Here is a 21448-nt window from a genome sequence, read left to right as displayed (position 1 = left end):
TATTTTGGATCAAAATCAAAAAAACTTGATTCAATTGGCACACACTAAAATGCCTTTTGGGAAATATGAAGGTTGGTATCTTATTGATATCCCAGAATATTATATCGTTTGGTACAGAAACAAAGGCTTTCCCAAAGGTGTTTTGGGTGAGCAACTACAATTAATTTATGAGTTAAAAGCCAATGGATTAGAAGATTTAATTCGGAACATAAAAAAGAAATACCCTAAACCATAAAAGCGACACTTTGGTAATTAGAGCAATACTTTAGCTAGTATTCTAAATTCCGAGGTGTCTTTTTTATTGTGGTTAAATTCTAAAAAACTACCGTTTCAAGCAGGTAAGTATTCCAATTAAATTTGTACTTTTGCCACGTTTTTTTACACAACTACTTTACAAACAACAACAGAATGAATCAAACGAAATATATTTTTGTTACTGGCGGTGTGACTTCTTCATTAGGAAAAGGAATTATAGCGGCATCATTGGCGAAATTATTACAAGCAAGAGGGTACAGAACGACTATTCAAAAATTCGATCCGTATATTAATGTTGACCCAGGAACGCTAAATCCTTACGAGCATGGAGAGTGTTACGTAACCGATGATGGAGCCGAAACAGATTTAGATTTAGGTCACTACGAACGTTTCTTAAACGTGCCTACTTCTCAGGCGAATAACGTTACTACGGGTAGAATTTACCTTTCGGTTATCGAGAAAGAAAGAAGAGGAGAATTTTTAGGAAAAACAGTTCAAGTAGTTCCTCATATCACCAATGAAATTAAAGACAGAATGCAATTGCTTGGTCAATCAGGCGATTATGACATTGTGATTACAGAAATTGGTGGGACTGTAGGGGATATTGAATCTTTGCCATACATCGAGTCAGTTCGTCAGTTGGTTTGGGATTTAGGAGAAAACAATGCTATTGTTATTCATTTGACGTTAGTTCCCTACTTAGCAGCAGCTGGGGAATTGAAAACAAAACCTACTCAGCATTCAGTAAAAGCATTGATGGAGAGTGGAATTAAAGCTGATATTTTAGTTTGTAGAACAGAACACGAAATCGCAGATGATATCCGCAACAAATTGGCTTTGTTTTGTAATGTAAAAAGAGAAGCTGTTATTCAATCTATTGATGCTTCTACTATTTATGAAGTACCTAATTTGATGTTGGAAGAAGGTCTAGATGTAGTAGCCTTAAAAAAGCTAGACTTACCTAAAAAAGCAGCTCCAGATTTAAAAAATTGGAACACATTTTTGAAACGTTTAAAAAACCCAAAACATACTGTAAATATTGGTTTGGTTGGGAAATATGTCGAAATGCAAGATTGCTACAAATCTATTTTGGAAGCCTTTATTCACGCAGGAGCGGCAAATGAAACAAAAGTAAATGTGATTTCGATTCATTCAGAGCATTTGGACCCTTCAAATATTGCTGAGAAATTAGCAGGTTTGGATGGGGTTTTAGTAGCGCCAGGATTTGGAGAAAGAGGAATCGAAGGAAAAATCGAAGCAGTGCGTTATGTTCGTGAAAATAATATTCCATTTTTTGGTATTTGTTTAGGAATGCAAATGTCAATTATAGAATATTCAAGAACTATTTTGGGTTACAAAGACGCCAATTCTACTGAAATGAATGAGAATACGACTCACCCAGTAGTGAATTTGATGGAAGATCAAAAAACGGTAACTGATAAAGGAGGTACAATGCGTTTAGGGGCTTGGAAGTGTGACATAAAACCAGACTCATTGGCACACAAAATATATGGTAAAACTCAAATTTCTGAGCGACACCGTCATCGTTACGAGTACAATAGTACTTATGTAGATGAATTACAAAAAGCTGGTTTAATAGCTTCTGGTGTGAATCCTGATACTGGTTTGGTTGAAATCGTTGAGATTGAAAATCATCCTTTCTTTATAGGTGTTCAATACCATCCAGAGTATAAAAGTACCGTTGCGAATCCTCACCCAATTTTTGTGAGTTTCGTAGCAGCAGCCGTAAAAGCCAAAAAGAAATAATACAATAGTTGTAACAAAGCATTTAAGTTGTATTCTAACACTAAACTGGAGTAAACTGCTTCAGTTTTGAATTTTGAACATAGATAATAATGGAAGAAAAAAAGATTGACATTAATTCAATTATCGGTTTTATATTGATTTTTGGAATTTTGGTTTGGATTATGTACCAAAACCAACCTGATCCTAAAGTTGTTGCGGCTGAAAAAGCCCAAAAAGAATTGGTTTTAAAAGCTCAAAAAGCAAAAGAATTGGCAAATAAAGCAGTTGAAAAAGCAACTGTTGCGGTGGCCACTGGCGATTCTACTCAATTGGTAGCTTTGCAAAAAACATTAGGAAATTTTGCTTATTCTGCGACTTTGCCTTCTGCAAAAAATGATTTTACTACGATTGAAAATGAAGTGATAAAATTAAAAATTGCTAATAAAGGTGGTTATATCGCTGAGGCAACTTTGAAAAACTTTGAAAAATTCAAAAAAGGTTCTGGTCAGTTGGTAGAATTGATAAAAAACAATAATGCTAATTTGAATATTGTATTGCAAACCAATGACAACCGAACTTTAAATACCAAAGACTTGTTTTTTGAGCCTACTTTAACAAAAATAGGAGCGGATCAAGTGTTGTCTATGAAGTTAAAATCAGGTCCAAATTCATTTTTGGAATATAAATACTTAGTGAAACCAAACGATTATATGATTGGTTTTGATGTACGTTCTCAAGGTTTGAACCAAGTATTGAATACCGCTAAACCTTTGGATTTAGAATGGGATTTGAAAGCTTTCAGAAATGAAAAGAGTATTTCTTACGAAAATAAATATACTGAGATTTATTTTGAACATAAAGAAGGTAAAGTTGATTACGCTGGTTTAGGTGCAAAAGAAGAAGAAACTCTTGAAAAGCCTACATTTATTGCTTTTAAGCAACATTTCTTTACTTCGATATTGGTTTCTAAAACTCCTTTTGAGAAAGCACAATTGGTTTCTACCAATCTTATGAATGATGAAAAAGTGGATACTACTTTTACAAAATCATTCAAAGCGAACTTACCTTTGGCGTTTACCAATGGTGAATTAGATTATAAATTAAACTGGTACTTAGGGCCATCTGATTATAAGACTTTAGCTAGTTATGATCAAAATCTAGAAAAAATCATCACTTTAGGTTGGGGAATCATCGGTTGGATTAACCGTTTTATCTTCGTGCCTTTATTTGGTTTCCTAGGTTCTTATATTGCTTATGGTATTGCGATTATTCTTTTTACGATTTTAATCAAATTGGCAATGTCACCTATTACTTTCAAGTCTTTCTTGTCACAAGCAAAAATGAAAGTATTGCGTCCAGAAATTGCTGAATTGGGTGAGAAATTCAAAAAAGACCCAATGAAAAAGCAACAAGAAACCATGAAGTTGTACAACAAAGCTGGAGTAAATCCTATGGCGGGTTGTATACCAGCATTGATACAAATGCCTTTCTTGATGGCTTCGTTTCAGTTTTTCCCTTCAGCTTTTGAGTTAAGACAACAAAGGTTTTTATGGGCAGATGATTTGTCTTCTTTTGATGAAATTGTAAAATTACCGTTCCATATTCCATTGTATGGAGATCATATCAGTTTGTTTCCAATTTTGGCAGCAATTGCAATTTTCTTCTATATGAAAATGACTTCAGGAGATCAACAAATGGCTGCGCCACAACAAGAAGGTATGCCAGACATGGCCAAAATGATGAAGATTATGATTTATGTTTCGCCATTGATGATGTTATTCTTCTTCAATAGTTATGGAGCTGGTTTGAGTTTGTATAACTTTATTTCTAACTTGGTTACTATTTTAATTATGTTGGTAATTAAAAAGTATTTTATTGATGGAGATAAAATTCATGCTCAAATTCAAGAAAATAAGTTGAAAGAGCCTAAAAAACAAAGTAAGTTCCAACGCAAATTACAAGAAGCTATGGAACAAGCTGAAGCTCAAAAAGCGGCTCAACAAAAGAAAAAATAAATATTTCAAATTCTGTTTATAAAAAAACTTCCGCTTTTGGCGGAAGTTTTTTTGTTTTTAAAAATAACCACTTTTACAAAGTTGGTAGTAAAACTTTGTTTACTGCGTGAATAATTCCGTTAGAACATTGTACATCAGTTAAAACAATATTTGTTACTCTTGCTTGCTCATCGGTAATTGTTGCGCCTGAAAACCTTAAAATTCCTGTTTCTAAAGTAGGTGACGATGCAGGAATTCCTGTAGACAGTACATTTGCTCCGCCAATAACGTGATAAGTTAGCACTGCTGTTTTTTGAGCACTTGTTAACCCACCGTACAGAGTTGTTGTTGCTGTATCAAATGCAGAATTTAAAGGTGCAAAAACTGTAAAAGGTGATGGTGATGCACTACTGCTTAATGTTGAAATTAAATTTTGTGTGGTTAATAATGTTGCCAATGTAGAGAAATTAGGATTAGCTGTTGCATGTGTAACAATTGTTGGTAAACCAATTACTGCATCCACTACATGTATAACACCATTCGAAGCCATTACATCAGCTGTTGTAACTTTGGCAACACCGTTTAATTTTACTCCAGAAGTTAAGTCCACATACATACTTAAAGTATTTGTTGTAGATGCTCCACCTTTAGCAAGTGTTTTAATATAACCTGTTTGCAAATCGGTTGATTTGGCTGTACCACTTACGACATGATTTAACAAAATTTGTGTTAAAACATCTTTGGGTACATCATTAACAGAAGCGAATTTATTGTCGGTTAAGAATTTTGTGAATGCTGCATCAGTAGGTGCGAATACAGTAAAAGGTCCTGCTCCTTGGAGTGTAGCTGCTAGTTCAGCTCTTGTTAATGCTTGTACTAAAATTTTTAAATTTGAATTTTTTACAGCAATACCAGTGATGGTATTGTCTACCGGTTTAGAGTTGTCATCATCATTGTCGCAAGACACGGCGAATGATAAAAATGTAATACAAGCCAAAGCCATTTTTAATTTTGATGCAATTTTCATAATCTTTTTTTTTAATTGAGTTAGAGTTAATGTTATTTTGTTGTTCAAAGTTATTTAATAAAGGTTAAACAAAATATAATTTTATATATAGATTAGTAGTTGTTTAATTTGCATAAAAGCGTGATTTATTGATAAATAGGTGTTTTTTTGTTTAAGTTAATAGTGTTAGTGTTAAACAAATCATATAGAAATGAAGAGTTGCATGTTTTTCATGCTCTTAAACAATTTTTAAGAAAGAAAGTAGTTGTACATTTGGATTCGATTGAAAAAATATGAAATTGTATTTTTTATATTTGAAAGAACTAATTTTATTATTACAATTAATTTTTATTAAGATGATTAAAAACGGATGGCTTTTGGTTTTCTTTATTCATGTTTCAGTTATGCTGGCACAAAACACAATTACGAATCAAGTTGACAATGCTGGAAAGAAAAATGGTCTATGGAGAGGCTATTATGAAGAGTCTAAGAGATTGCGATATGAAGGGACTTTTGTTCATGGCAAAGAGGTTGGGATTTTTACATACTTTGATGATACTAAAGCTGCCGATGTTATTGCCACTCGCGAGTTTAATGAAAAAGACAATTCGGCATACACTATTTTTTACAATCAAAATAAGTTTAAGGTAAGTGAAGGTAAGGTAGTTAACAAACTTTTTGAAGGAGAATGGATCTATTATCATTTTAATTCGAAAGCGATAATGACCAAAGAATTTTATAAAAATGGAAAATTATCAGGGGTTAGAACCGTTTATTTTACGGATGGTAAAGTGGCAGAAGAAACCCATTATGTTGATGGTCTCAAGGATGGAAGTAGTAAGATATATTCGGACAAGGGTATTCTTTTGGAGGAAACTTTTTATCAGAAGGGGCAATACAATGGCCCAGCTATTTTTAGAGATGCTAATGGTTTTATTGCTTCCAAAGGAAGTTTTGTGTTGGGTAAAAAAGAGGGCGTTTGGGAGTTTTATGAAAAAGATAAGTTAGTAAAAAAACAAAATATGAGTTTCCCTGAAGGCCTTACAAAGCGAAAAAAGAATTAACGTTTACTTAGATAATTTCTGTGCTAAATGTTTTGTAACTTTGCACCCTATTTTTAAAAAGGGTTTTGATGAAAAAAAGAGTAGTTGTTGGTCTTTCTGGAGGAGTAGATTCTAGTGTTGCAGCTTATTTGTTGCAACAAGAGGGGTATGAAGTTATTGGGCTGTTTATGAAAAATTGGCACGATGACTCTGTGACTATTTCTAATGAATGCCCTTGGTTAGAAGATAGCAACGATGCTTTATTGGTTGCCGAAAAATTAGGAATTCCTTTCCAAACGGTCGATCTTAGTGAACAATACCAAGAAAAAATAGTCGATTACATGTTTAGTGAATATGAGAAAGGACGTACTCCAAACCCAGATGTATTATGTAATCGAGAAATAAAATTTGCTGTTTTTTTAGAAATTGCTTTGAGTTTAGGAGCAGATTATGTGGCAACTGGACATTATTGTCAAAAGCGAACAACTGAAATTGAGGGCAAACCATTGTATCATCTTATTGCAGGCGTTGATAACAACAAAGATCAATCTTATTTTTTATGTCAATTGTCACAAGAACAGTTGGCTAAATCCTTATTCCCAATTGGTGCATTAACGAAACCACAAGTTCGTGAAATAGCGGCTGAAATGGAATTGGTTACCGCAGAGAAAAAAGATTCTCAAGGATTATGTTTTATTGGTAAAGTACGTTTACCGGAGTTTTTACAGCAAAAATTACAACCCAAAGAAGGTCAAATTATTCAAATAGATAAAAATCATCCAATTTATACTTCATCGGTTGAAGCTCAAAGTTTAGCTTCATTGTCACATAAAATCACTTATACTCCTGATATGGGCAAGGTAGTTGGAAAACAACAAGGCGCTCATTATTTTACCGTTGGACAACGAAAAGGGCTGAACGTTGGTGGGACAACAGAGCCTTTGTTTGTTATTGCTACAGATGTGGAGACGAATACAATTTATACGGGTTTATCAAGTAATCATCCGGGGTTGTTTAGAAGAGGATTGTTTATTGATGCTTCTGAAACACATTGGATTCGTACAGATTTAGCTTTAGCTGTAGGTGAAACCAAAGAAGTAATGGCGCGTATTCGTTACCGCCAACCGTTGCAAAAAGCTACTTTGCATCAAGAAGAAAAAGGAATGTATGTAATTTTTGATGAACCACAATCAGCAATTACTGAAGGTCAGTTTGTGGCTTGGTACCAAGATGATGAGTTGTTGGGTTCTGGAGTTATAGCATAATTTAGGTTATTAATCCTTAGTTCTTAGTCCTCATTTTTTATCCTTTGTGATTGGTCCTTGTTAAAACTATTCAAAAAAATCTTTCTGAAAAAAGTTCGTGTCGCTTAGCCCTGATCGCAGCGGCATCCTTTTTTACAAAAAAACCTAGTAGTGAGTTACTACTAGGTTTTTTTTGTGAAAAAGATATAGCGGAGAGCGGGACGACGCGTGTGGTACTCCACTTACGTCTGCTCCTAAAAATTAAGGTAACGGTTCGAAACTAATGGCGGTTCCTCCCCCAGCGGCTAGTTGCAGTTTGAGTTTGCTGGCCGATGTCACTACCTGTGTTTTGATGGTGTAAGCGATTGGATTTTTCTCCCAATGTGCATTTTTGGCATCTTGGTAGATGATGGCTTTGTATTTTTTGCCTTTGGTTAGGAAGTCCAATTTGATTTCGGTGGTTCGGGCATTTTCATCGGTGATGGCGCCTAGGAACCAAGTGTCTTTGCCTTTGGTTTTTCTGGCCACGGTAAGGTAATCGCCGGGTTCTGCTTCTAGATACAAGCTTTCGTCCCAATCCATCGCCACGTCTTTGATGAACTGAAACGCATCGGGATATTTCTCGTAGTTTTCGATCAAGTCGGCCGCCATTTGCAAGGGAGAATACATCGTCACGTACAAGGCCAATTGCTTCGCCAAAGTGGTGTGCACTTGTTCGGTTTTGTTTTTATCGTAGTAGCTCATTTTGATTTCAAAAATCCCTGGGGTGTAATCCATAGGGCCGCCCAACTGACGCGTGAAAGGCAAAATGGTTTCGTGTGCTGGTGGGTTTCCGTTGCTCCAAGCGTTGAATTCGTTCCCACGAGCCGATTCGGCTGCGATGTAGTTGGGATAGGTTCGGCTGTAGCCTGTTGGGTGCGAACATTCGTGTGAGTTGACCATCAATTTGTTATCCGCAAAGCGACGCGCCACAAAATTAAAGTGATTCACCATCGCTTGTCCGTCATGGAATTCGCCACGCGGAATGATTTTGCCCACATAGCCTGTTTTGGCGGCAGGATAGTCGAATTTCTTCATCAAATCTAATGCGCGGTCCAAGTGGCGTTCGTAGTTGCCCACAGAACCCGAAGTCTCGTGGTGCATGATCATTTTTACATTTTTTGCTTTGGCGTAGGCCGAAACTTCTGCCAAATTAAAGTCAGGGTAAGGCGTAGTAAAATCAAAAACATCCTCTTTCCAGTTGCCTACCCAGTCTTCCCAACCTACGTTCCAACCTTCGACCAACACGCCATCGAAACCGTGATTGGCAGCAAAATCAATATAGCGTTTGGTGTTTTCGGTAGTTGCGCCGTGTTTGCCTGTTGGAATTGGATTCCCCGCAGCGTTTTGCGCATTTTGAGAACCCGCGTAATCCCAAGTCGATTTGCCCACGTGCATTTCCCACCAAATCCCCACATATTTCATTGGTTTTATCCAAGAAGTATCTTCGATTTTAGACGGTTCGTTTAGGTTCAAAATCATTTTGGAGCTCACGATTTTTCTAGCATCGTCGCTGACCATAATCGTACGCCAAGGCGACACGCAAGGTGCTTGCAAATAGGCTTTGTCACCAATAGCATTGGGTACTAAAGTGGATTTTAGCGTGTACTTTTGCACGTTGGCATCCAAATGCATTACGGGATAATTCACCACTGCTGCCTCAAAAATATTGAGGTACAGCCCTGAAGGCGATTTCATTTGCAAAGGCGTTTGCACTGTGTATTTTCCTGGAATCGATTTTACGCCGATTCCGTTGTTAAGGTTCAGTTTTTCGTTGTCAATTTCGGAGAATTTGGTTTCGTTGTACACGTATTCATTGCTGTCAAAATCTCCCGGAATCCAAAACACTTTATTGTTTTCGGTCAAATTGAATTCCGTTTTTTCGTCCGAAATGATAAAATAGTTCAGGTTTTCTTGTTTCGGGAAATCGTAGCGAAATGCCACTCCTTCGTCAAAGGCTCTAAAGACCAAATTGAGTTTCACTTTTGAATCTTTCTGTACTAAAGCTACAATCAATTCGTTGTAATGGTTCACGATTTGTGCTTGTTCACCTAGTACAGGTTTCCAAGTTTCATTGACCGCGTGAGTCGTTGTACCTGTCACTTCAAAATGGTTAACCAAAGCCGTTTTGTCTTTTAGACTTACTCCCAAAGCGCTAGATAGCACCACAGGTTTATTTTTGTAGCTCACCGCATAGGTCGGTTGACCGTCGGGCGTGAGCTGAAACGTAAGCGCCAAAGTTCCCGTTGGCGATTCCACCTTTTGTGCGGACACCCAACTCAGGCTACAAAGGAGCAGTAAGGAAAATAATTGTTTCATTTGGATTCTATTTTTTTTGTAACTATAAAAATACGCAAAAAGTCGCGAACCCAGCCACAATAAGGAACGCCTTATGCTCTTTGAAAGTAAAAAATCCCACTCCAACGTTTGAGAACTCATAAGTTTTTGACCACTCGACCAAGACAATACTTTTTATATTTAGGAGCTTTATCCTGCTGTTCGTTGTAATCTCCGTCTCGCGTGGCTTTTTTGGCTGGGTGGCAAAGGAGCTTCTAAGGGCGCTCTTTCCCACCTACCAAAAAATAGCCACTCGAGCCAGAGGATTTCCACTTCCATCAGGGCTAGACGAAATGTCTCTTTTTTAAAAAAGGTTTTGATTAAAACCGATTTAAAAATTAAGGATCACCTTATCAACCTGCAAGGTCAAGAAAAAGAACTTGAGGGTTTTAATAAATACTCTGTATACCTAAAAGGTTGAAAAAAAACTTGCAGGGAATAATAGAATATTGTTTAATGCCAACGGATTAAACACAAAATGGTTTAAAGACCAACAACCAACAGCACCCAAAAGATTAACCGAACAAACCTTAAACAATTTTAAACCATTAACAATGAACCTCAAACTATATACGATTAAACAATTAAAACATAAACTTTAGACAACCTATCTAAATATTTATAAACTTTCCCGAAATTGCTGCCAACTTTAATGTATCAAAACTAACCTATAACTATGAAGAGATCTTTTTTTACAGCTCTATTACTAAGCCTTGGAGGAGCTGTTTTTTCTCAATCATCTGACGAACAGCAACTCAAAGCTATTTATCAATCGGCTTTAATCAAAGGACAAGGCTATCAATGGCTGGATTATCTTTCTAACCAAATAGGTCATCGCTTATCAGGCTCTGCTAATGCCGAAAAAGCAGTACAATACACCAAAGCACAGCTAGAAACCTTGGGATTAGATCGAGTATTTTTGCAAGAAGTGATGGTGCCAAAATGGGTGAGAGGTCCAAAAGAAACTGCCTATATTAAAGATGGTAAAAGCAAAATTGAAGTGCCAATATGTGCTTTGGGAGGTTCGATTGCTACACCGAAAAAGGGTTTGCTAGCGTCTGTAATCGAAGTGCATAGCATCAAAGAACTAGAAACCTTAGGAACGGCTTTAAAAGGAAAAATTGTCTTTTATAACCGCCCAATGGATGCTGAGCAAATCGAAACTTTTAAAGCTTACGGGCATTGTGTAGACCAACGTTCTTCTGGCGCTAGAGAAGCAGCAAAGTATGGAGCTGTGGGGACAATTGTGCGTTCTATGAATTTGCGTTTGGATGATTTTCCGCATACAGGTAACCAAAGCTATGGAGACTTGCCGCAAGCACAATGGATTCCTACAGCAGCCATCAGTACCAATGGTGCAGAGTTGTTAAGCAAGAAGTTAAAAGAAAACCCACAACTGCAATTTTACTTTAAGCAATCGTGCGAACAAATGGCCGATGTTTTGTCTTATAATGTGGTGGGCGAATTGAAAGGAAGTGAAACCCCCGAAAATATTATGGTTGTTGGCGGTCATTTGGATTCTTGGGATTTAGCCGATGGTTCTCACGATGATGGAGCAGGAGTAGTGCAAAGTATGGAAGCCTTACGCATTTTGAAGCAGCTAAATTATAAGCCCAAAAACACGATTCGTGTAGTATTGTTCATGAACGAAGAAAATGGGAACCGTGGCGGAAAAAAATATGCAGAATTGGCAAAAATCAATAATGAAAATCACGTTTTTGCTTTAGAAAGCGATTCAGGAGGCTTTTCGCCAAGAGGTTTCTCATTCGAATGCAATGACGAGGAGTTTGCTAAATTTAGCAGTTGGAAGGGACTATTTGAACCTTATTTGATTCATAGCTTTGTAAAAGGACATAGCGGAACAGATATTGGGCCATTGGCATCCAAACATATTATCAAAGCAGGACTCAAACCTGATTCTCAACGCTATTTTGATTACCATCATGCGGCCAACGACACCTTTGATGCCATCAACAAAAGAGAATTGGAATTGGGAGCAGCTACTATGGCTTCTTTGTTGTATTTGATGGATCAAAAAGGCTTGTAAGATGAAACCCGCTGAAGCCTATATCTACAATCAACCACACTTGTACCAAAGTATTATATTGCATTTGTATCAGGTGATTCAGCATAATGTACCTGATAGTGAGTTGTTGTTCAAATGGGGTATTCCTTATGTTTATTATAAGAAGAAACCTTTTTGTTATTTGGCGCCCAACCACAAAAAAGGATTTGTAGATTTGGGATTCGCCAAAGGATTTCAATTGCAACGTAACCAATCAAATCTAGTGTACGAGAATCAAAATACCGTAAAATCGTTACGCTATACTAGTTTAGAAAACATAGATCACGAAGTTTTGCTTGACGTATTGGCTGAAGCCATTGATTTATACTAACGAAAAAGTCCTCGAACATTTCGAGGACTTTTTTTAGCTATAGTCACTAGGGGACTTTTTTTATTTTATTTAATTACTTTCTCTTGGCTTTCTTTTCGCTCTAATAAAGCCATATAAAAACCGTCGAATCCAGATTCAGAGGCCAATATTTTGTGATCCTTGATAAAAGTGAATTCTTTTCCGATTTCTGTTCCTAAAAAACGTTTCACTTGTTCTTGGTTTTCAGAAGGAAGAATGGAACAAGTAGCATATACTAATTTTCCACCTGGTTTTACAATTTTTGAATAACTCTCTAAAACCTCCGACTGTACTTTTCGGATGTTATCGATAAACTCAGGCTGTAACTTCCATTTTGAATCGGGGTTTCTTTTTAAAACACCAAGTCCGCTACAAGGAGCGTCGATCAAAACTCTATCGGCTCTTTGATGTAGCTTTTTGATGACTTTAGTCGAATCAATAATGCGGTATTCAATATTAAATGCACCGTCTCTTTTGGCTCTCAGTTTTAATTGTTTGAGTTTACTTTCGTACAAATCCATAGCAATTAATTGTCCTTTGTTTTCCATCAAAGCGGCAATATGCAATGTTTTTCCACCCGCACCCGCACAAGTGTCTACCACGCGCATTCCAGGTTTTACATCTAAAAAAGCGGCTACAAGTTGTGAATTAGCATCTTGAACTTCAAACAAACCTTCTTTAAAAGCATCGGTCAAAAACACATTAGCTCTTTCCTTCAATACTAAGGCTTCTGGTTGGTCTTTTAGCATTTCTGTCTCAATGTTCAAATCCATCAAAATTGCTCTTAATTTTTCTCGAGTTGTTTTTAATGTATTAACTCTAAGGACCACTTTAGCAGGTTGGTTTTGTGCCGCTATTTCTTTTGACCAAACTTTTTCTCCTAATTCTTTTACCCCTAGCTCATCCATCCAATCTGGAATTGATTCTTTGAATGTTCTAATTTTGGAAAGTTCATCAAATCGACCTTTTATTTTTCGTTCTGGTGTTCCTTCTAATTGTCTCCAATCTGGAATAGGGTATCCTCTTAAAACTGCCCAAACAGCAAAAATTCTCCAAAGATTATCTCGGTCGTAAGGTTCTTTTACTTCGGCAATTTCAGCGTATAGTCGTTTCCAACGAACAATTTCGTATATAGTTTCGGCAACAAACTTTCGGTCGGCGCTTCCCCAACGTTTATCTTTTTTTAAAGAACGGGCAACTACTTTGTCGGCATATTCTCCTTCGTTGAATATGGCATTTAAAGCATCAATAGTAGTATAAACTAAATTTCTATGTAATCTCATTTTGAATAATTGAACTGCAAAGGTACTATTTATTGATTGAATGCTAAATTTTTAGTTTGTAATGTTGGTTTTTATATAGAAACCAAAAAAAAAGCACTGCTGAACAGTGCTTTTGCTTTTTGTAAAATGTTTATTTTATTCTCGTTAACCCCAAGTTTTCTGGTGCATGGAGTACCATTGGGAACTTTTCAATTTTTACAGAACTGCTGTCTAAACCAAAGGCGCTTTCTTCAGATAAACTTAGTTTTTTGATTAAGAAATAAGAGTTCATGATTATTTTTTCATGCCATAATAAGTCGGAATCATTCGATAAGAATTTCTCTGATAGCACAAATTTAAAATCTCCTACGATATTATTCTTGTTTAGAGATTCGTATCTACTGGTAACATCTACTTCTCCTTTTTTAACCATGTCTGTGATAACTTCACGGAACATTAAGTTTATTTTTGTAGGTTCTCTAAATCCAAGATTGAAATCGACACGATACAAATCGTCTTTAACAATCTCGGTTACTTTGTACTCTTTTTTATAGGGTTCATTGAGTACGTTAACATGAACAAACCAGTAAATATCTGCTCTTTTGGGTCTTTTTTGTAGAATAGAGTAAGTTACTTTTTCTTCAATTTCATCAACTCGCCCTGCATTGGTCATGTAAACCAAATGCGTTGCATATTTTGGAATGGTTAAATCTCGACTTAATTCAACCAATACCTTCTTGAAGTCTTCAATTTTGACAATTTTTGTATAGTTCTTGTTGATTTTTTTGGCTAAATACCAAATGGTCATTACTGAAATCAATAAGATTGCAATGAACAATGTAACATAACCCCCTTCGGCAAATTTGGTAATATTAGCGGCTAAGAAACTGAATTCTATCAACAAATAAATGGTAATCAGTGGCATGAAAAAATACCATTTTACACGCTTCATGATTAGGTAATAATTTAGCAAAATGGTGGTCATAATCATACAAAGGATAATTGCCAAACCGTATGCATGTTCCATATTACTTGATTCTCTAAAATGCAATACTATTCCAATACATCCTGCTAACAAAAGCCAGTTAATTGACGGTATGTATAGTTGTCCTTTTAACTCTGTAGGATACTTGATTCTAACTTTTGGCCAGAAATTCAAGCGCATAGCTTCATTGATAAGGGTAAATGAACCACTAATTAATGCTTGTGAAGCAATTACTGCTGCTAATGTTGCCACAACAATTCCAAAAGGCTGGAACCAACTAGGCATAATTAAATAAAATGGGTTTCCATTTTCTCCTCCTAGTGTTTGTAAAGTCTCTCCACCGTGATGTATAAGGTAGGCTGCTTGTCCGAAGTAGTTCAATACTAAGGCTGTTTTTACAAAAATCCAACTGATTCTGATGTTTTTTCTTCCGCAATGTCCCATGTCAGAATATAGTGCTTCTGCACCTGTCGTACATAAAAAGACAAATCCTAGTACAAAAAAGCCATCAGGATGGATAGATAACAAATGATAAGCATAGTATGGATTTATTGCTTTAAAAACCTCAGGATGGTAAGTGATTTGTATAGCTCCTAAAATGGCTAGCATACTAAACCAAATCGTCATCATTGGTGCGAAGAACTTACCAACCAATTTAGTACCAAACTGCTGAATGGTAAAGAGGACAACCAAAATTCCAATTACAATTGGAACGGTATTGATCTCAGGGTTAAACGTTTTTATTCCTTCGACAGCAGAAGAAACCGAGATAGGAGGCGTGATGATTCCATCAGCTAATAGTGCACTCCCTCCAATGATAGCAGGCACGATAAGCCATTGTATTTTTGTTTTCTTTACTAAGGCGTAAAGGGCAAAAATACCTCCTTCACCGTGATTGTCTGCGCTAAGTGTGATAATCACATATTTTAATGTGGTCTGCAGGGTGAGTGTCCAAAAAACACAAGAAACTCCTCCTAATACAACATCTGGGTCGATGATGTGTTCGCCAAGAATGGCTTTCATTACATACAAAGGTGATGTCCCGATATCACCATAAATAATTCCTAAAGAAATTAATAAACCTCCTAGCGTTAATTTGCTATGTAGGTCTTTGTGCGATGCGCTCATGGATATTTTTTAAAAAACTGCCTCAAATTTACTGTTTTTATACAAAACAAAGGATTTAATTATTAAAAATAACAAAAAAAACACGACCAATTAGTCGTGTTTTATTTTTTGAAGAGGTATTTAAATTCTGCGATTTTCGCCTTTGTATTCTCGTCTACCAGTAGATTGATTTTCACTTCTAGCATTATTTCTGTTGCTTTCTGATCTTCTGTTTTCAGAGTAGGGTGCAGTTCTTTGTTCTGTTCTTTGTTGAGAATAATCTATCGAGCTTGAGTTTCTTCTGTTGTTAAAACTATTTTCATTTTCATTTCTTGTGATTGATTCTCTTCTATTGTATTTCGAGTTTTCGATGTCGTTTCTGTTTGGTTCCACTCTGGTAGGAGTCTCTATTCTTGTGCTATTTTCATCTCTTCTTTGACTGTAGTTTTCTCTTGAAAAGTTATTATTTCCTGCATATCTCCTAGAGGGTTCAACTCTGTTGGCCGAATAGTTTCTGTCTGCATTCGTTTGGTAGCGTGTACTGTTTCTATTCTCGCTATACACTTCTCTATTATCTCTTCTTCGGTCTAGTTCATAACGATTAATCACATCATTGTTTCTTCTCGAAAATGAATAGTCTGGATATCTTCTTTCAAAAGCATTATTGCGTCTGGAAGCATAGATTTGTGGAGCTCTATAGCTATTTCTGTATGATACATAACGATATGAGTTGTGTACATTGATACAATGGTTAATATTGCTTCTATATCGATACACCGGAAACGGATTCCAAGCATAATAATAAGTAGGGTAATAATTCCAATTCCATCTTGAATAGTAAGGACGATAATTACCTATCCAAAAAGAAGCATAGATTGCAGGAGTCCTGTAATATACTGGCTCATAAATGTAATTAGGGCCATACATAAAAACATCTCCTACTACTTGAACGCTTACATTATTATAGCGGTCTTTTTCAACATCGATAGTAGCTACATCTTGAAATATATCCCTTCCTAATACTGCTTGTATCACAATAACATGAGTTCTGTTTTCTACGGATTCAATTACACGTAAATAATCTACTTGGTTATCATAATTCAAGTCTAAGTTAGAAAGTTGAAGCCTTGGGTCGTTTAGCCGTCTTTCGAAATCTTGTAAGTTTGATGATTCTCCAAAAACAGATGCCACTGCTTTCAAATCTAAATTATCGCTTATTTCTCCATTCTTAGCATAGATTGTTGTTCGGTCTTGCGCAGACGAACATCCGGTTACAAGCGTTGAAAGCATTGCAAATAAAAGTAATTTAGTTTTCATAGCGGTTAGTTTTAAAGTTCTGAAACGGATAATTCAATTACTGTGCCAATAAGTTTTTTTTTATGCTTACAATATTTAATTATAATCGTATTTTAGCTTGTATAAAATAAATTGGAATCATGAAAAAAAAAGTAATTGTATTGTTTTTTAGTGTGTTATGTTTCAATTGTGCAAAAGCTCAGGATATTGAAAAAAAAGTTTCTTTTTTTCAAAGAATGGAGATAGAAACATTGTTTCAAGACTATTTAAATATTCGTTCTCTAAATATAGATCGCAACAAAGTATGGTTTGTAGCCGACCAAAATAGGTATGGTTTTTATGATTTAAGTAAAAGAGAAAAACTCATCCATAAGCTGGCAAAGGATAATTTGAAATTTGAATGTAGAAGTAGTGCTATTACAAAGCAACACTTTTTTGCTCTGACCATTGCAAGTCCAGCATTATTGTTTAAGATTGATAAAAAAAATAGAAGTACAGAATTGGTGTATCAGAATTCAAATGAAAAAATATTTTTTGACAGTTTGCAGTTTTGGAATTCAAATGAAGGAATAGCCTTAGGTGACCCTATTGACAACTATTTTAGCATTATCATAACGAGAGATGGAGGACAAACTTGGCAATCGTTACCAAAAGAAGTTTTTTTTAAAAATTTTGAAGATGAAGGTGCCTTTGCTGCAAGTAATACTAATATCGTTATTAAAGGAAATCATACTTGGATAGTTTCTGGAGGAAAAAAAGCAAGAATTTTTTACTCGGCGGATAAAGGAAAATCGTGGAGTGTAAACGAAACGCCAATTATTCAAGGCCAACAAATGACGGGAATTTATACGGCTGCTTTTTATAATGAATCTATTGGTTGTATTGCAGGAGGAAATTATGAATTGCCAAACCAAAATTTTGGCAATAAAGCAATTACAAGAGATGGCGGGAAAACCTGGCGATTAATAGCCGAGAATAGTGGTCCAGGTTATATTTCATGTGTACAATTTATTCCCAAAAGTAAAGGAAATGGGCTTGTAACGGTTGGTGCTACAGGTATTCATTATTCATGGGATGGAGGTCTAACTTGGAAGCAAATGAGTACAGATTCATCATTGTTTACCTTGCGTTTTATCGATGCTTCTACAGCTATTGCGGCAGGTAAAAATAAAATGATTCGTCTTTCATTTAAAAAATAAAACCTCATAAATTCAAGTTGAATGTATGAGGTAAAACTAATTACAAATCAATTATTTGTTTCTGTTGCGGTATTGTTGAAGTAATTTTCGATCAAAATCTACTTCGGATTTTCTTAGTTTTAGGATTTTTGTTGGAGGTAATATATTTCGTAATGCCGAATTGAATTTCTTTCTAATTAAATATAGTTCTTCATCAGTGCTTTCTATCTGATTTAAAAATGCCAAAGCCTCTTTGTCACTCATGTTATCAAGTGAACCATCATTAAGTTTTTTGGCATATGTTTTCATTTTTTGATGTCTTAGCTCAAATTGTTTGTCATCATAACTACTGTAAACGGGCCAAAATTTTTCAGCCTCGTCTGAAGTTAAGTTGAGTTCACTAGTCAAAAACGCTACTTTCATAGCTTTGATTTGATCTCTCTTTTCTTTTAATCTTTCATTTTGACCATAGATTGTTACCGATAGTAGTAAAAATAAATACGGAAAAAGTTTTTTAATTGTCATGAGTGTTTTGTTTTGTTGTGACGATGTTATTATTCGAGTATAAGTTGTTCTAAGTTACCTTCTTTAAGTAAATGTTCTTCAATAACCGCTTTATCTGCTGATGAAGTTTCGTTGAGAGAAACCAAATCATCGGCTTCGAGTTCGCTGATTAAATCATATTGTGTAATATTCGGTTGATAAGTCAAGTAGTTTTCAATACTTGTATTATCTAATTCTTGTGATGTTTTGAAAAAACTATTGTAAATAGGTAAACTCAAAGCTAAAATAAGGACTGCTGCAGCAGCAAATAGTAATTTTTTTCTCTTTTGAAATAAAGAAACAACTTTGGGTTCTTCTTTGGGTAGTTCTTGAAGAAGTTTTGCTGAAAAATTTTCAAAATAATTTTCAGGGATACTAAATCCAGGACTTATTTTCGGTTCGTTATCTAATTTAAATTCTTTCATAATGTATTTAGACTATAACTATGTCAAAAGGTTTAATTTTCTGTTATATATGCCTCAATTTTTTTAGTAGCATGATGATATGAGGCTTTCAAACCACCTACTGAAGTTCCTAATATTTCTGAAATTTCTTCATATTTTAGATCTTCAAAATATTTCATTTTAAATATCAATTGTTGTTTTTCTGGCAAAAGTGCCATTGCTTTTTGTAATTTCAATTGAATTTCATCGCCTTCATAGTATGTGTCTGCATGTAGATTTTCGATTGTTTTTTCTTGTAATTCTTGAGACGACAAATTGTTTTTTTTAGCTTTTTGGCTCAAAAAAGTTAAAGCTTCATTGGTTGCAATGCGATACATCCATGAAAAAAGCTTGCTTTCGCCTTTGAAATCCTTTAAATAGCGAAAAACTTTGATAAAGGTATTTTGCAAAACATCGTCCGCATCATCGTGATTCAAAACAATGTTTCGAATGTGATGATATAATGGTTTTTGATATTCCTTCAATAATTGTTCGAACGCTTTATTTTGCGTTTTCGGATCTAATAATTGCTGGATAAATGCTTGTTCTTCTTGCAAGTTTTCACTTTTTTTAGGGTTAGAATAGCATTTTATTAAAAGGTTTAATCCAACTTTTTTCTCTTTTAGAATTCTGATGGAATTTCCTCCTCAATTGTAGTTACAGGTTCTTTTTTTGGAGTCAATGGACGAACTGGGGTGGCGGTAGGAACAACTTTTGGTTTTATAGGTGTGTATATGTAAGTAACCCATTTTGAAGGTTGTCTCAATTCATTTCTTCCAATTGTATACACTTCTATGTGAGAGAATTTTGCTTCTCTAGGAATTACTTTTGTATTGAAATAAGTATTGGTTTGCTCAATTGCTTTCTGTAGGTGCGAATAGTCTCCTTTAAGTACTGTTTTAATGGCAGGAAAAGAAGGTAATTTACCAGATAAAAATCCGCTTTCAGAAGTTGGAATGATATCATTTTTTACTGGAATACAAAAAGAAAGTTTAGCTGTTTCTTTTTTTGCATCATAAAAGTGATAGATAATAAATGGCTTTCCATAGATTTCAATCCCGTTTTTAGTGCAATATTCTATGATGTTGGAGAAAACAATTCTACTGTTTTTATTAATATTGATTACTTTACTGCTAAAGGATTGACTTATATAATTTGTTGCTGTCTTTCGAACTTCGCCAACAACTTTTATTGAGTAAGTATTCATTTCGTAATCTAAAATTTTATCTAAGTTTTTTAGGCTTTTTTCATAAATTGAACCTAGATTTCTTTCTACGCCTCCCTTTAATGCAGCTAACATTTTTAGTTCAAAGCTCAAGTTTCCTTTGGTTTTCCAAGTAACTTTTGTTCCTCCAACTGTATCTTTGAAGTGCCAAAAAACTTCAGATTCTGTGCCGTTATTATTCAATTTTTGAGTAATACTTTCATTGAATTTTGTACTCAAAGTTTGAATGTCTCCAGTACCGTCTTCTCCAGACCATGAACAAGAAGCTCCATTTCCTGAGGTAATAGTAGCGTAACTCATTTTTAAACTCTCATCTTCGAGCATCCAAGTATTAAAATCAGGCCAGTTTTGATAGTCGTTTACGTAATTAAAAACGGCTGTTTTTGGAGAATTAATGACTTTACTGCGTTCTAATTGAAATGCTCCTTTTTGAGTAGCTACAAAAATGGTAGTTGCAACAACTGTAAGAAGGAATAAAAGAAAAATATATTTAAGGATTTGCATGTGAATTTGGGTATAAACTTCCGTAAAGTTAGAAATTTTATTCAAAAAGTAAGAGTCTTTTTAGAAATCATACCTACTTTGTAATGATATGCTTGGTAATCTAGAAAGAATAGTCGTTTTAATGCTTAAGATAAATTTTTATAAGAAACAAAAGTCCAATAAAAAGAAGGAATCCTAGCAGAATTTTATAATTTCCTTTATAAAATATACGATGTAAATTGGCATCTTTTCGATAAGCAATAATCATAGCAAAAATGAATGCAATGGCGAAACAAGCTCCAAAAATTAATTGTCCTTGACTAAACATAATGATAAATTTTCTACAAATTTAAGTAAATGAATAGGATTTATTGCTAATTTGCTCCTTCAATTAACTTATCTAATTATGCAAAAACAAATAGAAGCGGTAAAGGAATTTCATACGGCTTTTGCCATTGGGCATAAAGAACAACCACATGCTGATTTAGGAGAAGCAAAGAATTTACTTCGATTTAACTTAATGAAAGAAGAGAATGAGGAGTATCTTGAAGCAGCAAAAAATAATGATATTATTGAAATTGCAGATGCTTTGGGAGATATGATGTATATTTTATGTGGCACTATCATAGAACATGGACTGCAAGATCATATCGAAGCTGTTTTTGATGAAATTCAACGAAGTAATATGAGTAAGTTGGGTGAAGATGGAAAACCAATTTATAGAGAAGATGGAAAAGTTATGAAAGGACCCAATTATTTCAAACCTGACTTCTCCAAGATTCTTCAGATTGTAGCTGATTCAAAATAAAAAAGGCGATTTTCACTATGAAAATCGCCTTTTTAGTTGA

General features: G+C 35.0%; 18 protein-coding genes. 9 read left to right on the top strand and 9 right to left on the bottom strand.

Features of this window, described 5'->3' with window-relative positions; translation table 11 throughout:
• The first annotated feature begins 4 nt into the window (after positions 1-4).
• The 3 genes from ACZ1AQ_RS03950 (at position 5) to yidC (ending at position 4016) form a co-directional block, all read left to right on the top strand.
• Entirely contained in the window at positions 5-235 is a 231-nt protein-coding gene (locus ACZ1AQ_RS03950) for a DUF3820 family protein (protein ID WP_489631646.1), read from the top strand.
• Positions 236-408: 173 nt separating this feature from the next.
• Positions 409-2022 (top strand): CTP synthase, encoded by a 1614-nt coding sequence (gene pyrG / locus ACZ1AQ_RS03945; RefSeq protein ID WP_489631645.1) that lies wholly within the window; start codon positions 409-411, stop codon positions 2020-2022.
• Between the two features lie 89 nt (positions 2023-2111).
• On the top strand, positions 2112-4016 hold the full coding sequence (gene yidC / locus ACZ1AQ_RS03940; RefSeq protein WP_489631644.1) for a membrane protein insertase YidC: 1905 nt from the start codon (positions 2112-2114) through the stop codon (positions 4014-4016).
• A 73-nt stretch (positions 4017-4089) separates the two neighbouring features.
• On the opposite strand, the gene ACZ1AQ_RS03935 is transcribed toward yidC, so the two are convergent.
• Positions 4090-5022 carry a fasciclin domain-containing protein gene (locus ACZ1AQ_RS03935; protein WP_489631643.1) on the bottom strand — a complete coding sequence of 311 codons (933 nt, stop codon included), beginning with the start codon at positions 5020-5022 and terminating at the stop codon, positions 4090-4092.
• A gap of 272 nt (positions 5023-5294) precedes the next feature.
• Between ACZ1AQ_RS03935 and ACZ1AQ_RS03930 the strand changes: the two genes are divergently transcribed.
• Complete coding sequence (locus tag ACZ1AQ_RS03930) at positions 5295-6065, top strand: toxin-antitoxin system YwqK family antitoxin (RefSeq protein WP_489631642.1); 771 nt, start codon at positions 5295-5297, stop codon at positions 6063-6065.
• A gap of 68 nt (positions 6066-6133) precedes the next feature.
• Complete coding sequence (gene mnmA, locus ACZ1AQ_RS03925; protein ID WP_489631641.1) at positions 6134-7309, top strand: tRNA 2-thiouridine(34) synthase MnmA; 1176 nt, start codon at positions 6134-6136, stop codon at positions 7307-7309.
• 240 nt (positions 7310-7549) lie between these two features.
• Here the strand turns inward: mnmA and ACZ1AQ_RS03920 are convergent, their stop codons facing one another.
• A complete protein-coding gene (locus ACZ1AQ_RS03920; protein WP_489631640.1) occupies positions 7550-9646 on the bottom strand; it encodes a glycoside hydrolase family 97 protein in 2097 nt (698 codons plus the stop codon).
• A 694-nt stretch (positions 9647-10340) separates the two neighbouring features.
• Here ACZ1AQ_RS03920 and ACZ1AQ_RS03915 point away from each other — a divergent pair.
• On the top strand, positions 10341-11711 hold the full coding sequence (locus ACZ1AQ_RS03915) for a M20/M25/M40 family metallo-hydrolase (RefSeq protein ID WP_489631639.1): 1371 nt from the start codon (positions 10341-10343) through the stop codon (positions 11709-11711).
• A gap of 1 nt (position 11712) precedes the next feature.
• On the top strand, positions 11713-12060 hold the full coding sequence (locus ACZ1AQ_RS03910; RefSeq protein WP_489631638.1) for a DUF1801 domain-containing protein: 348 nt from the start codon (positions 11713-11715) through the stop codon (positions 12058-12060).
• A 65-nt stretch (positions 12061-12125) separates the two neighbouring features.
• Here ACZ1AQ_RS03910 and ACZ1AQ_RS03905 read toward each other — a convergent pair whose 3' ends face one another.
• The 3 genes from ACZ1AQ_RS03905 to ACZ1AQ_RS03895 all read right to left on the bottom strand — a co-directional run bounded on the left by ACZ1AQ_RS03905 (position 12126) and on the right by ACZ1AQ_RS03895 (position 16749).
• Positions 12126-13361: an RsmB/NOP family class I SAM-dependent RNA methyltransferase gene (locus tag ACZ1AQ_RS03905; protein WP_489631637.1), complete on the bottom strand. Its 1236-nt coding sequence runs from the start codon at positions 13359-13361 to the stop codon at positions 12126-12128.
• A 130-nt stretch (positions 13362-13491) separates the two neighbouring features.
• The gene (locus ACZ1AQ_RS03900; protein ID WP_489631636.1) at positions 13492-15453 is read right to left on the bottom strand and encodes a KUP/HAK/KT family potassium transporter; all 1962 of its coding nucleotides are present in this window, start codon (positions 15451-15453) and stop codon (positions 13492-13494) included.
• Between the two features lie 120 nt (positions 15454-15573).
• Entirely contained in the window at positions 15574-16749 is a 1176-nt protein-coding gene (locus tag ACZ1AQ_RS03895) for a hypothetical protein (RefSeq protein ID WP_489631635.1), read from the bottom strand.
• A gap of 119 nt (positions 16750-16868) precedes the next feature.
• Here ACZ1AQ_RS03895 and ACZ1AQ_RS03890 point away from each other — a divergent pair, with 119 nt between their 5' ends.
• On the top strand, positions 16869-17927 hold the full coding sequence (locus ACZ1AQ_RS03890; protein ID WP_489631634.1) for a WD40/YVTN/BNR-like repeat-containing protein: 1059 nt from the start codon (positions 16869-16871) through the stop codon (positions 17925-17927).
• A gap of 51 nt (positions 17928-17978) precedes the next feature.
• Here ACZ1AQ_RS03890 and ACZ1AQ_RS03885 read toward each other — a convergent pair whose 3' ends face one another.
• The 4 genes from ACZ1AQ_RS03885 to ACZ1AQ_RS03870 form a co-directional block, all read right to left on the bottom strand.
• Positions 17979-18431 (bottom strand): sensor of ECF-type sigma factor, encoded by a 453-nt coding sequence (locus ACZ1AQ_RS03885; RefSeq protein ID WP_489631633.1) that lies wholly within the window; start codon positions 18429-18431, stop codon positions 17979-17981.
• 29 nt (positions 18432-18460) lie between these two features.
• A complete protein-coding gene (locus tag ACZ1AQ_RS03880; protein ID WP_489631632.1) occupies positions 18461-18874 on the bottom strand; it encodes a hypothetical protein in 414 nt (137 codons plus the stop codon).
• A 32-nt stretch (positions 18875-18906) separates the two neighbouring features.
• Complete coding sequence (locus tag ACZ1AQ_RS03875; RefSeq protein WP_489631631.1) at positions 18907-19449, bottom strand: RNA polymerase sigma factor; 543 nt, start codon at positions 19447-19449, stop codon at positions 18907-18909.
• A gap of 65 nt (positions 19450-19514) precedes the next feature.
• Positions 19515-20621, bottom strand: coding sequence for an SRPBCC family protein (locus ACZ1AQ_RS03870; RefSeq protein WP_489631630.1), 1107 nt, complete (start codon positions 20619-20621; stop codon positions 19515-19517).
• Between the two features lie 385 nt (positions 20622-21006).
• Between ACZ1AQ_RS03870 and ACZ1AQ_RS03865 the strand changes: the two genes are divergently transcribed.
• A complete protein-coding gene (locus ACZ1AQ_RS03865) occupies positions 21007-21408 on the top strand; it encodes a pyrophosphohydrolase domain-containing protein (protein ID WP_489631629.1) in 402 nt (133 codons plus the stop codon).
• Positions 21409-21448: the final 40 nt, after the last annotated feature.

The sequence above is a fragment of the Flavobacterium sp. UM26 genome (genome assembly GCF_057922445.1).
Note: the sequence above shows the minus strand (reverse complement) of the source record. Positions and strands in the feature narration are given on the sequence as shown.

Excerpts from the sequence above, each read along its gene's own strand:
- ACZ1AQ_RS03895 (WP_489631635.1), bottom strand. The coding sequence starts at position 16,749 with ATGAAAACTAAATTACTTTTATTTGCAATGCTTTCAACGCTTGTAACC.
- ACZ1AQ_RS03905 (WP_489631637.1), bottom strand. The coding sequence starts at position 13,361 with ATGAGATTACATAGAAATTTAGTTTATACTACTATTGATGCTTTAAAT.
- ACZ1AQ_RS03920 (WP_489631640.1), bottom strand. The coding sequence starts at position 9,646 with ATGAAACAATTATTTTCCTTACTGCTCCTTTGTAGCCTGAGTTGGGTG.
- ACZ1AQ_RS03865 (WP_489631629.1), top strand. The coding sequence starts at position 21,007 with ATGCAAAAACAAATAGAAGCGGTAAAGGAATTTCATACGGCTTTTGCC.
- ACZ1AQ_RS03930 (WP_489631642.1), top strand. The coding sequence starts at position 5,295 with ATGAAATTGTATTTTTTATATTTGAAAGAACTAATTTTATTATTACAA.
- ACZ1AQ_RS03880 (WP_489631632.1), bottom strand. The coding sequence starts at position 18,874 with ATGAAAGAATTTAAATTAGATAACGAACCGAAAATAAGTCCTGGATTT.
- ACZ1AQ_RS03870 (WP_489631630.1), bottom strand. The coding sequence starts at position 20,621 with ATGCAAATCCTTAAATATATTTTTCTTTTATTCCTTCTTACAGTTGTT.
- pyrG (WP_489631645.1), top strand. The coding sequence starts at position 409 with ATGAATCAAACGAAATATATTTTTGTTACTGGCGGTGTGACTTCTTCA.
- yidC (WP_489631644.1), top strand. The coding sequence starts at position 2,112 with ATGGAAGAAAAAAAGATTGACATTAATTCAATTATCGGTTTTATATTG.
- ACZ1AQ_RS03935 (WP_489631643.1), bottom strand. The coding sequence starts at position 5,022 with ATGAAAATTGCATCAAAATTAAAAATGGCTTTGGCTTGTATTACATTT.
- mnmA (WP_489631641.1), top strand. The coding sequence starts at position 6,134 with ATGAAAAAAAGAGTAGTTGTTGGTCTTTCTGGAGGAGTAGATTCTAGT.
- ACZ1AQ_RS03915 (WP_489631639.1), top strand. The coding sequence starts at position 10,341 with ATGAAGAGATCTTTTTTTACAGCTCTATTACTAAGCCTTGGAGGAGCT.
- ACZ1AQ_RS03890 (WP_489631634.1), top strand. The coding sequence starts at position 16,869 with ATGAAAAAAAAAGTAATTGTATTGTTTTTTAGTGTGTTATGTTTCAAT.
- ACZ1AQ_RS03885 (WP_489631633.1), bottom strand. The coding sequence starts at position 18,431 with ATGACAATTAAAAAACTTTTTCCGTATTTATTTTTACTACTATCGGTA.
- ACZ1AQ_RS03900 (WP_489631636.1), bottom strand. The coding sequence starts at position 15,453 with ATGAGCGCATCGCACAAAGACCTACATAGCAAATTAACGCTAGGAGGT.
- ACZ1AQ_RS03910 (WP_489631638.1), top strand. The coding sequence starts at position 11,713 with ATGAAACCCGCTGAAGCCTATATCTACAATCAACCACACTTGTACCAA.